Source organism: Psychrobacter sp. GP33, from assembly GCF_014119005.1.
Classification (GTDB): Bacteria; Pseudomonadota; Gammaproteobacteria; order Pseudomonadales; family Moraxellaceae; genus Psychrobacter.
Map to the genome: position 1 here is coordinate 284,721 of NZ_JACGYX010000004.1, position 14,250 is coordinate 298,970.

Genomic DNA, 14,250 nt, shown 5'->3' on the forward strand with positions numbered 1-14,250 from the left:
ATAAAATTTGGACTATGACTTGATATTGCTATTGCTATTGACCACTTTCTCTGCTGTTAGTACCATTATTTTACCTTTGTACTTTCAATGACCGCATCAAAGACATATGCATGCTTTTCTTTAGCTGAATTATCACTACTATTTATTGAATAACGCTGTAAACGCAGTACTTCATCGTGTGTATTATTATGTTGATAACCTTCAATATTACCGGAAAATTCTACCAACTTACCTTCACTGACCTTGATACCTTGCTCATCAAAAGTCACTGGTTTGATTTGCAAGCACTGTTGACTTCTATTGTCCACGCAAGGTTGGGTTTCAGCGCTTACTGACCAAAATAGTGTGTCTCCTTTGCTGTTATATTTTGCCTGAGACGTCATTCTTCCTGTCCAAACTAAGGTTTCAGAGTCATCGGTAACTTGGGTAAGTGTTGGTGTGTCGCCACTTACCATACTAATTTGACTGTCACCCTCCATGATATCGTTAAATATATCTTCAGCGTTATCTAATTCTCGGCAAGACATTTTGGTACTCATACTGTCTTCAGTCGTCAAGCTAAAGCCTTGCAATTGGTAATTTGCACTCATAATATTACAGCCAACACTATATCTGACAGTGTGTTGCCCCTCATACTGATTAAAGCTTAACGTCACCTGGTCTCTAATATTCATAAGCTCAGTTATGGGCTGACCATCATCATCACGTGCACTAGTCAGTGACCAGCGGTAATTGGCAAGATTATCAATCAATTGTTGTTCAGGAGTTGTCGCTGCATCTGTAGGCGTAACATCCACAGGACTTGTATCCGCAATAGATGCGCCAGTATCTTTGTCCATCTCTACATTATCATTGTTAGGCCCATCAGTCGGCGTAGACGGTTTTTGGCAAGCAGTCATAGTCAAACTCACTGCCAATAATGTCGGCATTATTATAAGTTGCAAAGGTGATGTCATAATGGGTATACCTATAGAGTTACAAAGCGATATGTCTTGTTGAAATGTATCTTATTAAATCAGTTGTAGTAAATCACAATATCTTGATTACTTTTATAGCAGATAAGATTATTTACGTACTATAACCTTGCTACTCCAAAATTTTGTAATAAAGTGTTTGGTTTCATAACCAAAATTTTTATAAGCCTTATTTAATATTGACATTTTAAAATAACATTCTTCTTAATTAGACATTACCTTGTTAAATTTTCATCCATGAAAAACCATAAAAAAATGGACATCCACTTGTGATGTCCATTTTTTTATCAATAATTGATACTATTTATTTGATTAAATATTTATTATTTTTTACCTGTCATCAGCATTAGCAGGTTTAGCTTTCGCCATAGTTTGAATACTAAAACGTTCATGCATACGCTTATAAAACTGAGCAAGATTGTCGCCTTGCTTGGTCGGATTCACCTTAAGTGCTTTACCAAAATCCAGTCCAATATATAGGACGATATCAGCAAAGCTAAGCTGATCACCAACTAAGTAATCATGTCCCTCAAGCGCCTTTTCAAAATACGGCAATGCTTTTATGGCACGTGCCACTGATTTTTCAGCAAATTCAGGTACTTGATCTACACGCTCAGCTTTAGAAGGACTACTGTGCTGAAACGCTAGCATGAAGTTATATAAAACCTCAAACTCGGCAATCCGGCGCATGGCGCAAACTTGAGCACGTTGCACCACATCATTGCCCATCACAGAGCGCTCACCATAAACGCGGTCAAGGTACTCACAAATAGCTTGTGAATCATTTAACACAGTACCGTCATCTAACTGCATCACTGGCAACGTTTGCATTGGGTTCAGCTTAGTAAATGCATCGGTCATATGCTCTTTATTAGCAATGTCAATATCAACCACATCCAGGTCGTCCATGTCATCGATATCGATACCTTTAGAAGCAAGTAAAATAAGTGCTTTGCGCGGATTTGGCGCGATACGAGATAAGTATAATTTTTTCATGAAAAAATCCTTGTAAAAAATATGAAGCAGCGACAATGCGCCGTTAGTTTTTATTTTAAGAACCACTAAATGTCGATCTAATGGTAGCGACCAATACCTAATTTTTATCGTTTAAACATAAGATTAAGATAATGAGCGACTCTAATCATCATAGCAAAAGCTTATCAACACTTGTCAAAAACCTGCTATAAAAAAGCAAAAGCCCCACAACGTTATGTTATGAAGCTTTTGCTTTTTAATATAAGATAAGTTTTTATAGCATGCTTATCTATTAGGTGCAGGTGTGATACGTAAATAGGGCTTAATTTCAGTATGACCTTTTGGGTACTTAACAGCGATGTCTTCATTTTTTACACTGGTTGGAATGATAACGTCATCACCATCTTTCCAATCTACTGGCGTGGCAATATTATATTCATCAGACAATTGTAGCGCATCAATAACGCGGATAATTTCTTCAAAATTACGACCGCAGCTGGCAGGATACGTTAATATGAGGCGAACTTTTTTGTTCGGATCAATGATATAGACACTTCTAACGGTCGCCGTTGTACTGGCATTCGGATGCAACATGTCATAAAGATTCGCCACTTCTTTATTAGGGTCAGCGATGATTGGGAAGTTCAAGTCAGTGCCTTGGGTCTCGCCAATATCTTTTGCCCACGCATGGTGATCGTCTAACCCATCTACTGAGATACAGATTGGCTTCACATTGCGCTTTTGGAACTCGCCATTCAATGCCGCTGCGCGACCAAGCTCAGTGGTACATACTGGGGTAAAGTCTGCTGGATGTGAGAAAAAAACCACCCAGTTATCGCCTGCCCAATCATAAAAATTGATATCGCCGTCGGTAGTGCTTGCATTAAAATTCGGTGCGCTATCGCCTAAACGTAAATGTGCCATTCTTTTGTCCTTATTTTTTAGCTATTAAAAATTTAGCCGTTATTAAGCGGTGATCAAAGAGTTATCAATTATCAGAGTAATTAGCGCCAATCTCAGTCAGTATCGGTACTAGATATTATTGTTTTTCGGATATTTTTTCATATATATTGTTTATAAGTAGCGCTAGGCTAGCACTTCTAGGTCAGCGCTATCATATTAAAAAATCCATTTCATCTTAACAAACTGGTTATGAATGTCTTGTGACAGATTGTAATGCGCTTATTCCATTTTGAATTAAGCGAATTATACTTTATATAAACTAAAGCCCCCGTTGTCTGAAGTGAGGCTTTATCAATGGCAATAGTGAATCATATTGTTTCTGGACTAGATAACCATGCCTGTATCCCACAAGCAAAAATCACCAAATTTACCGCGTTTGCTCACGCCACCTGCTGCACTGCCGGCATCAGTCAGTACGAGCTCGCCTTCTTTCTCTTCAAGATATCCTGCTGCGACCAATTTATCTTTTAACTCTTGGGTTTTGAAGCCAAGTTCTTGTGCCAATTTAGAAGTGGTTAATTTTGAATAAGTAGGCTTATCAGCTGCTACTGCTACTTTAGCTTCAGAAGGTGCGACATCATTTACTGTTTTATCAGAAGCATTATTGACATTATCTGCTGTGGTTATTTTTTCAAGCGACATCCGTACTTCATCGCTGATACGAATAATACGCTGCGCTTCATCGTAAGTATCAGCGTATAGTTTTGCATCGTCATTACGATTAATCAGTACGCCCATCTCATTATTATTGACTTGGCTAAACTCATAAAGATTTAGACTGGTAATGATGCATTCATTTTCATTTAGATAGCATTTAGCATGCAAATTTTTGCAAAAGCTGGTACGAATAAAGGTCAGATTTTTAAGCCAGTTGATTTCTTCGGGTTGCAAGTCATTCTTGCCATAAACAATACGAATGTCAATTTTCAGGCGATTTCTATCTTCTAATAACTCTTTGATACGGTCGTTTAGCTTCAGATAAGGGCTAATAATAATCAGCCTATCAGATGCATTTTTAATTAACTCTTCTAGATGATAGGTCGTACCACTACTGTTTAAAAACTTTGCCATAATTATATCCCTACTCTTTACTATTTTTAATAATGACTATTGCCAAAAAAATTATTATTGCTCATAAAAAAGCCCATCCCTAACGTACTAGAAATGAGCTTACTTGCAAACTACTATTGTTGAGTTTGGCGAGTTAAGCCGATGTCATTAATTACGCAGGTTTATAGCTGTCACGCAAGCTGACGATTTGATTAAATACTGGCTGCTCGGTGCTGTGTTCTTGCTCATCCGAGATAAAGTAGCCTTCACGCTCGAACTGAAAACGCGTGCCAGCAGGTGCATTGACTAATGACGGTTCAACGACGGCGGCAAGCTCAGTCAGTGAGTTTGGATTAAGCGCTTCATGAACGTCGCTCACACTGCTTGGGTCTTCAACACTGAATAACTGCTCATAAAGACGCACGGTGGCGGGAATCCCTTGGCTTGCCGATACCCAATGAATCACGCCTTTTACTTTGCGACCTTCAGGATTTTGACCTAAAGTGGTTGGATCAATGGTGGCTTTTAGCTCAATCACCTTGCCAGCATCATCGAGCACATGCTCAGTGACGGCCAAGACATAAGTATTACGTAGGCGAATCTCATTTTTCTCTGGTGATAAACGCTTATATCCGGCTGGCGGTTCAATCTCGTAATCGCCTTGGTCAATATACAAGTCTTTGGTAAACGGAATTTCACGCTCACCCATATCAACATTTGGATGGTTTGGTTGCACCAGCCATAAGGTTTGTAACTCTTCGTCCCAGCGTGCTTTGACGCCCTCTGCTTTTAAGGATTCCCAGTCTTTTACCGCTTCGTCAAAGTTGGTAATCGTCACTTTTAACGGTTTCAATACTGCCATACCACGTGCGGTAGTATTATCCAGCGATTGACGAATACTAAATTCTAATAAACGAAAATCAACGACGCTGTCTACTTTGGTTACACCGACACGCTCACAGAAGTCGCGTAAGCCCTCAGGGGTATAACCACGGCGGCGCATGCCAGCAATCGTCGGCATACGCGGATCATCCCAACCACTGACGATATTTTCATCAACCAGCTGCTTTAATTTGCGCTTACTGGTCATGGTATGGTCAACATTTAGACGCGAGAACTCATACTGATGTGGTGGTTGTGCAAAGCCAACCTTTTCTACTGCCCAATCATAAAATGGACGATGATCTTCAAATTCTAACGTACATAATGAGTGAGTAATCCCTTCAATCGCATCAGAGAGCGGATGAGCAAAATCATACATCGGATAAATGCACCATTTATCACCCGTTTGGTGATGCACTTGATGCATAACACGGTAGATAACTGGATCGCGCATGTTCATGTTTGGGCTTGCCATATCAATCTTAGCGCGCAATATCGCTTTACCTTCAGCGTATTTGCCATTTTTCATGTCAGCAAAAAGCTGCAGGTTTTCTTCGACGCTAGCATCACGATGTGGTGACGCTGTGCCCGCTTCATTAAATGAACCACGACTTTCTTTAATTTGCTCAGGTGACTGCAAATCTACATAAGCATCACCTTGTTTAATGAGCTTTACTGCCGACGCATATAACTGATCAAAGTAACTTGATGTATATAGCGCCTCACCTGCCCATTTAAAGCCCAGCCATTTCACATCATTTTTGATATTATCAATATAATCTTGCTTTTCTGCAGTTGGGTTAGTGTCATCAAAGCGCAAATTACAAACACCATCGAACTCTTTTGCTACCCCAAAATTTAGACAGATAGCTTTAACATGACCCAAATGCAAATAACCATTTGGCTCAGGCGGGAAACGCGTGACAATTTGCTGGTATTTCTGCGCGCTAACATCTTCACGAATCATATTACGAATAAAGTCGTTTTTTTGTTCAATAGTGCTCGATTGCTCACTCATGGGGCATTGCTCCTAACGCAAGTTATCAGATGATACGACGCGCCATCACGCCGCATAAAAATGTCAAAAGGGGATAAAAAAGGATTGAGAAACATACGGAGAAAAATTAAAATGACCTTATTCTATCAGGTTTCGTAAAGCCATTAACAGCCTGATACATGACACAGGATAAAAAAGCCGTTAGACTAGCGACAACTTTAACGCCCCACAGTACCACTTTTGGTGCTGCAATTAGAAAGGATGACAACATGGTTGATATGCCAGTAGTACAACTTGACACCAATATGGGTGCAATCGTTATCGAACTTAACGAAGAAAAAGCCCCAAAAACAGTAGAAAATTTTTTAAATTATGTAAAATCTGGTCATTATGACGGTACTATCTTTCATCGCATCATCGACGGCTTTATGATCCAAGGCGGCGGTATGGACGCTGAGATGAAAGAAAAAGGCACAAATAAGCCAGTTGAAAACGAAGCAGACAACGGTCTAAAAAACGACGCAGGCACTATCGCTATGGCGCGTACTCAAGATCCGCATTCAGCGACCAGCCAGTTTTTTGTTAACGTAAAAGACAATGACTTCCTAAACCATTCTGGCAAAAACATGCAAGGTTGGGGCTATACCGTGTTTGGTAAAGTAACAAGCGGTATGGACGTGATTGAAAAAATGAAAGGCGTACCTACTGGTCGTTTTGGCATGCATGCTGATGTACCAAAAGAGCCTGTTGTTATTAATTCAGCGACAATCATTACTAAATAATTGACACTAAGTAATTGATGTTTTTTTAAGACACTGATTTTTTAAAATGTGATTTTAAAAATTTATTAGGATTATGATAAATGCAGACGTTCAATCACCTTATTACCACCCGTCCTCATGACGTACGGCAAATATTGATAAGTGATTTGCATTTATCCCCTGAAGAGCCTGCCTTAGTGCAGGCTTTTTTGGCATTGCTTGATGACTGCCTTGCTCTGCCTGCGCTCAAATGCTTATTTATTTTAGGCGACTGGTTTGAAGTGTGGCTGGGTGATGATGCGTATCTCACATTGAGCGCAAACGCGCGCCAAACGCATTGGTTAAGCCCTATTATCGCCAAATTACAACAACTTCAGTCTACTGGCTGCGATATTTTAGTAATGCATGGCAATCGCGATTTTTTGTTGGCACAGGATTTTTGTGACTTGTTTGGCGGCAAGTTGATTTTTGAGCCGTATACTCTACAGGTTGGTCAAGAAAAATATCGACTTGAACATGGCGACGCCCTATGTACCGATGATAAAAAATATCAGTTTTTTCGTAAAATAATGCGCCATCGTTTGACCCAGTGGTATTTACTCAATAAATCATTAGAAAAACGCTTAGAAATCGCAGATAACATGCGTCAAAAAAGCCAGCAAAATAACACCAAAAAAGCCGCTTATATCATGGATGTCAATGACGCTGCGGTTAATCGAGCTATCTATAGTTTTGATGCGCTGCTACATGGACATACGCATCGTCCTGAGATTCATTACAGCTCTGACGGCAAGACCCGCTATGTGCTTGGTGATTGGCGACTGCTTGATGCAGACACGCGCCAGCCTAAAGTTAGTGCAGTTATTGGCGTCGTTACAGTAGCTATCAATTCAAATAATAGTAATGGTAGTAGCAATAACACCCATAAAAACAATCACGACGACAACGCTGAATTTAATTTATTTGAATTTAATTTTTTACAACGATGATTTTTTTGGACATAATAGAGTTTTATATCAGTAGAAACTGTTAAAAAAAAAGGGTCTGTCAAATAGTTAACATACCCTTTTTTCTTATCGTAATTAACAATAACTACTTAAGGTAGCAAATTAAAGAAGTGCTGACGATAATGCTTTAGCTCACGAATAGAATCGCGAATATCGTCTAATGCTAAATGACTGCCATTTTTTTCAAAGTTTTTAAGGATGTCTGGTCGCCAGCGAAAGCACAGCTCTTTGATAGATGACACATCAAGATTGCGATAATGGAAAAATCTTTCTAATTCTGGCATTTGGCGTGCCATAAAACGGCGGTCTTGACATATAGAATTGCCGCACATCGGCGACTTACCACAGTCGACCCATTTATCGAGAAACTTAATAGTTTCTGCTTCTGCTTCCCCCAAAGTCACTGTACTACGGCGCACGCGATCAATCAGCCCTGACTGTCCATGTTGCTTGGTATTCCAGTCATCCATCCCATTTAACTTTTGATCTGATACTTTGATCGCAAAAACAGGTCCTTCTGCTAAGACATTTAAATCTTCATCGGTCACGACGGTTGCAATCTCGATAATCTCATCCGTTAATGTATCGAGTCCGGTCATTTCTAAATCTATCCATACCAGCCCTTTTTTACCTTGGTTTTTGATTCTAATCTTATTGGGATGGTCGCCAGTACTCATACAGTATCCTATGGTCAATAAAAATGGTCGATAAAGTTTGCAGCTACTAATAACCAGCTATATAACAATATCTTAAATAACATACAAAGGGGAACGCGACCGTTATGGCTGCTTATGGTGCGTAAAACGTTACAAAACCACCGTCTCATGCAGTCGCTTAAGGCTGTATGTTAGCAAATTTTCACGCTACACTGAGCAATATTTTTATAATAGGTCTTACCCATGGCATTAATTCGGCAACGCAAACTGACCAAACAGCAGATTCGTCGCATCGATAAACAGCAGCTGGAGAGTCAAACCAGCATTGATGACAGCTTGATGGATGGCGTGGTCATGGCACATTATGGCAAGCAATTAGAGGTGCAAGTGACCAGTCTGCCTGATTTTATTCCTAAGCAACCAGAAATCGCTCCTGATGATCCTGAGCCGTTTTGGCAGGAATTAGTGCTTGGCGACATTTGGCGCTGTCATGTGCGTACTAACTTGCCGATGCTAGCCGCTGGCGACCAAGTGCGTTGGAATGCCGATTCTAATACTGGATTTGGACGCATTGAGTCAGTAAAACCGCGCACCTCTCTTGTTTCGCGTCCCGATCGTTATCATAAGCTTAAACCAGTTGCTGCCAATGTCGATATTCTTGCGATTGTATTTGCGCCATTGCCTGCCGCTGCACCTACTTTGATTGACCGTTATTTAGTCGTTTGTCATCATGCCGGTGTCAAGCCCCTACTGGTGCTGAATAAAGCCGATTTATTAGCTGAAGAAAACGGGGTCGATACCAATGAGCTGTTGGCGCAATATGCCGCACTGGGTTATGAAAGTGTGCTAACGTCAGTTGATTGCCCAGAAAATATTGCAGATAGCAATGATCAGCAAGGACTTGGCGATTTAAAACAGTTTATTGATAACAAATTGGTCATCTTTGCCGGTCAATCTGGTGTCGGCAAAAGCAGCTTAATCAATGCCCTATTGCCCGACTCCGCGCAAAGCGTTAATATCATCTCTGATAACTCAAAGCTTGGGCAACATACTACCACGACTAGCCGCTTATTGCCGTTTAATCCAGATGACCTGACCCAAGGCGGTATTGTTGATACACCCGGTATTCGTGAATATGGCATTTGGCATCTGACACCTGATGATATTATCTCAGGCTTTGTCGAGCTTGCACCCTTATCTGGTGACTGTCAGTTCCGTGATTGTCGGCATACGCATAATAGTAAAGGCTGCGCCTTATGGCACGCAGTAACAGATGGTCAAGTACTCCAGCGCCGCGTTGAAAATTTAGTGACCTTGCGAGAAGAAGCCGATACCAAACCGTATTAGTGGTTATGAGTGACGATAAGAAAAGCTGAATACAAGTCACTTTTAAATCCAAAAGTAGCAAAATAGCAGTCGCGTTATCGCTCGTTTACTATGAATCGCCAAATCGGTATAATAGCGCCTTGTTCTCTGACTTAAGCTGTATCTGCAGTTTAATAGAACACTTATTTTTTGGAGGTATGTTTTGGATCGTGCGTTTGAATTTGTGGGTCACCACCCGTTTTTGTTTGGTATTTTAGCCGTACTTGCCGTCATGTTTTTTGCTATTGAAAACAAACGTAGCGGCAAAAAAGTGTCGCCTAATACGCTTGCTATGATGGTCAACTCGCAAAACGCGCAATTGATTGACATTCGTGCCAAAAAGAAATTTACGACCGGCTATATCCAAGGCAGTCGCAACATCCCTTTTACTGACCTTAAAGACCGTATAGAAGAGATACGCGCTATTGAAGCCCCTGTTATTATCATCTGTGATATGGGCATACAAGCAGGCGCAGCTATTCAAATGATTGGTAAAGACAGCGTGTATCGTCTAGATGGCGGTGTTGGTGGCTGGCAAGCAGCAGGCATGCCCTTGGTTGGTATCAAAGACGTACCGGCTAAAAATAAAGGCAAATCTAAACCAAATTTGCTTAAGTAAATTGATTTAAGCCTTATGTTGTTCATGTTGTATAAGAGAGTATATAAAAAGACACGCCATTATGCCGTGTCTTTTTCACAATAGGACTTTTTTATAAGTGACTTTTTATGAGCGACTTTGTAAAACTTTAATAATTGACGCTTGAATTTAGTCACCTTATCCCCACTTTATAATGAGCATAATAAAATATCGTATTATCTTCATATAGAGCTATAGCGCGCTACATAGAGTGATTATCAATATATATCTACCAGCAATACATAGCGACCGGCTTTGGTAATTTTTAGCAAAATGCTTTTTATTACACCGTTTGCTAGTTCCTCTACAGCTCGATACACTTAGAAATTAAGGATTTACAATGACTGTTTCTGTTAAAGTTTATACTACCCCTATCTGCCCTTATTGCACCAACGCTAAGCAACTTTTAGCATCAAAAGGCGTTACCTACGAAGAAATTGGCATGCATGATATGAGCGGTGATGAGCGCCGTGCCTTGATGCAAAAAACCAATAACTATCGTACCGTACCGCAAATCTTTGTGGGTGATACCTTTGTTGGCGGTTTCGATGAGCTGAATCATTTAAATCAGCAAGGCAAACTTGATGAGTTACTAGCCGGTTAAGGTGCGCTTTTGATTACCTGAAATATTCAGAGTATTTTATTCTGACTGTTTTTATAACGACCATAACGACAACAACATTTTTTATATTTGAGGATTTATAATGGCTGACGAACAAGTACAACCACAATTGGCACTAGAGCGTATTTATGTAAAAGACATGTCACTTGAAGTTCCAGGCGCAGAAGTCTTCACTAAAGAGTGGAATCCTGAGCTGGACATCAACTTATCTAGCAATGCTGATAAACTTGACGATGAGCATTATCAAGTGGTGTTAACGGTTAGCGTTAATGCTAAAAATGCTGGAGAAGCGGCATTTATTGCTGAAGTCCATCAAGCGGGTATTTTCTTACTAAAAGATATTCCAGAAGATCAAATCGGACAAATCCTAGGCGCATATTGCCCTAACGTATTGTTCCCTTACGCGCGCGAAGTGATTAGCGACATCGTTACCCGTGGTAGCTTCCCGCAGTTATTGTTAGCACCGGTTAACTTTGATCAAGCTTATGCACAAAGCCAGCAGCAAGCTCAAATCGATGCTGAAGGTAATGCTTAAGTTTTTATGAAGCTTTTAGCAGCTATTTGAGTAAGTATCTGATTATTTAAGATGTTTTCTATTACTTTCAGCTAATAAAAAACCCTGCTTATTGTGAGCAGGGTTTTTTATTAGCTGAAAATGACTGAATGAAAGTAACGATTAACCTTTTAGCGTGGTTAATACTTGCTGCTTCACATCATCAATTCCTTGTGTACCATCAAACTTATTATAGACAGGCGCATTCTCGCCTTCTTTAGCTTTATCTTGATAAAAACCAACCAAGGCTTCTGTTTGATGATGATAGGTGGCTAGACGCTCGCGAATCGTGCCTTCTTTATCATCTTCACGCTGGATAAGCGCTTCACCTGTGACATCGTCAATGCCTTCAACCTTAGGTGGATTATGATCAACGTGATACACACGACCTGAACCGGCATGCTGGCGACGACCAGACAAGCGCTTAACAATTTCATCATCCGGCACACTGATTTCGACCACATGATTGATTGCCACATCAGCATCAGCAAGGGCTTGTGCTTGCGGAATGGTGCGCGGAAAACCATCAAAGATACAGCCATTAACACAATCAGGTTTTGCGATACGCTCTTTTACTAAGTTGATGATTAAATCATCAGAAACCAGACCACCGGCATTCATGATACCTTGTGCTTGTTTGCCTAGCTCCGTGCCTTCTTTTATCGCAGCACGCAGCATATCGCCTGTCGAGATTTGGGGAATATCAAATTCTTTAGAAATAAACTGGGCTTGAGTACCTTTTCCGGCACCGGGTGGACCTAGCAAAATAATGCGCATCATCAGACGACTCTCCTCAATGGGTAGAATAAATGTTGGGTTAATAAATCTTAATAGTGGCTTTTTTTCAGCGCTTACCTTACCTTGTGGCTTTAAAAACCTCAAGTATTTTTAAGCGTGATGAGTAAAATTCTGTTGATTTAGCTGTTCAGAGACAATTATTAGACAGATATCAGTGCGCAAGCCTATGGCTAGCGCACTAATAAAATTAGAGTAGTATTAAGACATTCAACTAAGGTACTTGTTGATTAATGTTAACTTTTACTTGGTTTTGCTCAGCACTAATCACTACAGGATTACCGGATAAATCACCGGACTCTGCAATGGCATTACCGCTATGACTGATACGGGCAACGACAGCAAGCTGGGTTTTGTCAGCGCGTGCTGATTTCAAATTACGCTCAGGCATCATAGCATCCAAATCACTTAGGCTAATGGTTGCCTGACCTTGCTTAATCACGCTAATCGGCAAACGCTTAGCAGCAAATGGTGGACCACCCTTAACATCACGAATTGCAACGAATAACACATCATCACCTTTAACAAGCGGCAATAAACTGGCATCAACTGTTACTGTGACATCAATACCTTGCGCTGCTTGAGCTTCTTGAGCACGCACATTGGCACTAAGCTCGTCCAAACTTGCCAGCGCCTTTGAATGGTCGCCAGGCTTAGCAGAAATACTATCACGTAAGCGCTTAATCCAGCCTTGTGCTTGCTCAAAGTTACTGCCACGCGCCTCACCCATTGCCATCAGCATTTGCGCACCTTCATGCTCTGGGTTCTTTTCTAATACGCCTTGCAACACGCGGCGGCTATTGGCATCAAGCTGACCTTCATTGGCAAAAAAGCTAATTTGCGCATAAGTTGTGGCAATTTCGTCATTGTCGGGCGATAAGCGATAAGCGCGCGACAAGGCTTCTATCGCATAATCAGTGGCTTCTAGTGATAAAAACAGCTCCGACAATCGCATCCAACGATCAGGGTCATCAGCATGACGATGGACATTGGTCTGCATTGCCGTTATCAGCTGACGACTGTCTTCGATTGCCCAAGCTGGTGGCTGGTCAATTTTCCCCGTTAATAAATCATCGGCAACTTGCCCAACTTTATCTTCTGCCTGCCAAAGCTCAAACACCGGTGTTCGATTGCCTATCATTAGATAAGCCATTGCGGCCAGTATAGGCACCCAAATTGCCACGATAAAACGACTTTTAACATTGGGCGTTATCATAGGTGCAACTTGGCGCTGAGCGTCTAATAGTTGGCGCTCAAGCTCAAGCTTTTGGTTTTGATAATGACTGTCATCGATAGTGCCATTTTCGTTATCTGTTTTTAGCTCTGCGAGGCGCTCACGAAAAACCGCTACGTTAATATCTAAGAGCTGATTATCAACGGGGTTTTGTTGCAAGCGTGATGCACGTAGCCATGGCATGATAACAATCAGTGCCAGTACTAAAGCAATGGTAGCGCTTAGGGCAATAAATAAGCCGATAGTAGAAAAAATGGTCATTTTTTGTCCTCAGGGCTTGTGATGTCATGATCGACATTCTTAGCACGCGATAATAGGCGATCTAGCTCAGCTTGTTCTGCAGGCGTTAATGCATCGTTAGTAGGGTCAACGGTGGCGTTACTGTGCCCACGAGCCACCACTTGGCGACGCTTGGTTTGCCAAAACCAACCGATGATTAAAACGACTAATAATAAGGGTGGAAAGAACCATAATATCCATGTCGACGGACGAACTGGCGGCTTATAACTGATAAAATCCCCATAACGCTCCTGCATATAAGCGCGTATTTCAGCATCACTGCGCCTATCTTTGACCATATCAAAAGTTTTTTGCTTTAAGTCCTGTGCAATCGGCGCATCAGATGCCGCAAGATTTTGATTCTGGCATTTTGGGCAACGCAGCTCTTCGATTAAACCACGATACTGGGCTTCTTGTTGTGGCGAGTCAAAGTCATAAACATCAATGGCAGCGAATGCGCTTGCGCTTAGCATACAAGCCAGCATAAAACCTACGATTTT

The 14,250-nt window shown here is 41.1% G+C and carries 15 protein-coding genes; 6 read left to right on the forward strand and 9 right to left on the reverse strand.

The genetic code is table 11. The features are described from left to right. Nucleotides 1–65 precede the first annotated feature (65 nt). The 5 genes from H2245_RS07620 to H2245_RS07640 form a co-directional block, all read right to left on the reverse strand. Entirely contained in the window at nt 66–956 is an 891-nt protein-coding gene (locus H2245_RS07620; RefSeq protein WP_182406783.1) for an META domain-containing protein, read from the reverse strand. Between the two features lie 348 nt (nt 957–1,304). Beyond that, nucleotides 1,305–1,970 (reverse strand): glutathione S-transferase family protein, encoded by a 666-nt coding sequence (locus H2245_RS07625; protein WP_182406784.1) that lies wholly within the window; start codon nt 1,968–1,970, stop codon nt 1,305–1,307. Between the two features lie 264 nt (nt 1,971–2,234). Beyond that, nucleotides 2,235–2,873 (reverse strand): peroxiredoxin, encoded by a 639-nt coding sequence (locus tag H2245_RS07630; protein WP_182406785.1) that lies wholly within the window; start codon nt 2,871–2,873, stop codon nt 2,235–2,237. A 363-nt stretch (nt 2,874–3,236) separates the two neighbouring features. Further along, on the reverse strand, nt 3,237–3,983 hold the full coding sequence (locus H2245_RS07635) for a phospholipase D family protein (RefSeq protein WP_182406786.1): 747 nt from the start codon (nt 3,981–3,983) through the stop codon (nt 3,237–3,239). A gap of 151 nt (nt 3,984–4,134) precedes the next feature. Then, complete coding sequence (locus tag H2245_RS07640; protein ID WP_182406787.1) at nt 4,135–5,862, reverse strand: glutamine--tRNA ligase/YqeY domain fusion protein; 1,728 nt, start codon at nt 5,860–5,862, stop codon at nt 4,135–4,137. Nucleotides 5,863–6,110: 248 nt separating this feature from the next. Between H2245_RS07640 and H2245_RS07645 the strand changes: the two genes are divergently transcribed. Together H2245_RS07645 and H2245_RS07650 are read left to right on the forward strand one after the other, a co-directional pair. Next, entirely contained in the window at nt 6,111–6,623 is a 513-nt protein-coding gene (locus H2245_RS07645; RefSeq protein ID WP_062533525.1) for a peptidylprolyl isomerase, read from the forward strand. Nucleotides 6,624–6,703: 80 nt separating this feature from the next. Further along, nucleotides 6,704–7,591: a UDP-2,3-diacylglucosamine diphosphatase gene (locus H2245_RS07650; protein WP_182406788.1), complete on the forward strand. Its 888-nt coding sequence runs from the start codon at nt 6,704–6,706 to the stop codon at nt 7,589–7,591. Between the two features lie 107 nt (nt 7,592–7,698). Here H2245_RS07650 and orn read toward each other — a convergent pair whose 3' ends face one another. After that, nucleotides 7,699–8,286, reverse strand: a complete 588-nt coding sequence (orn, locus tag H2245_RS07655; protein WP_182406789.1) for an oligoribonuclease — start codon at nt 8,284–8,286, stop codon at nt 7,699–7,701. A gap of 222 nt (nt 8,287–8,508) precedes the next feature. On the opposite strand from orn, the gene rsgA reads away from it, so the two are divergent. The 4 genes from rsgA (at nt 8,509) to secB (ending at nt 11,424) form a co-directional block, all read left to right on the forward strand. After that, on the forward strand, nt 8,509–9,612 hold the full coding sequence (rsgA, locus tag H2245_RS07660; protein WP_182406790.1) for a ribosome small subunit-dependent GTPase A: 1,104 nt from the start codon (nt 8,509–8,511) through the stop codon (nt 9,610–9,612). Nucleotides 9,613–9,793: 181 nt separating this feature from the next. Then, nucleotides 9,794–10,249 carry a rhodanese-like domain-containing protein gene (locus tag H2245_RS07665; RefSeq protein WP_182406791.1) on the forward strand — a complete coding sequence of 152 codons (456 nt, stop codon included), beginning with the start codon at nt 9,794–9,796 and terminating at the stop codon, nt 10,247–10,249. A gap of 358 nt (nt 10,250–10,607) precedes the next feature. Continuing rightward, nucleotides 10,608–10,871, forward strand: a complete 264-nt coding sequence (grxC, locus tag H2245_RS07670) for a glutaredoxin 3 (RefSeq protein WP_182406792.1) — start codon at nt 10,608–10,610, stop codon at nt 10,869–10,871. A gap of 100 nt (nt 10,872–10,971) precedes the next feature. Then, nucleotides 10,972–11,424, forward strand: coding sequence for a protein-export chaperone SecB (gene secB, locus H2245_RS07675; RefSeq protein WP_182406793.1), 453 nt, complete (start codon nt 10,972–10,974; stop codon nt 11,422–11,424). A gap of 141 nt (nt 11,425–11,565) precedes the next feature. Here the strand turns inward: secB and adk are convergent, their stop codons facing one another. The 3 genes from adk to H2245_RS07690 all read right to left on the reverse strand — a co-directional run bounded on the left by adk (nt 11,566) and on the right by H2245_RS07690 (nt 14,235). Then, a complete protein-coding gene (gene adk, locus H2245_RS07680; protein ID WP_182406794.1) occupies nt 11,566–12,222 on the reverse strand; it encodes an adenylate kinase in 657 nt (218 codons plus the stop codon). A gap of 229 nt (nt 12,223–12,451) precedes the next feature. Beyond that, on the reverse strand, nt 12,452–13,732 hold the full coding sequence (gene ccmI, locus H2245_RS07685; protein WP_182406795.1) for a c-type cytochrome biogenesis protein CcmI: 1,281 nt from the start codon (nt 13,730–13,732) through the stop codon (nt 12,452–12,454). Continuing rightward, nucleotides 13,729–14,235: a cytochrome c-type biogenesis protein gene (locus H2245_RS07690; RefSeq protein ID WP_404944668.1), complete on the reverse strand. Its 507-nt coding sequence runs from the start codon at nt 14,233–14,235 to the stop codon at nt 13,729–13,731. The genes ccmI and H2245_RS07690 overlap by 4 nt, the downstream gene beginning before the upstream one ends. Between the last annotated feature and the right edge of the window lie 15 nt (nt 14,236–14,250).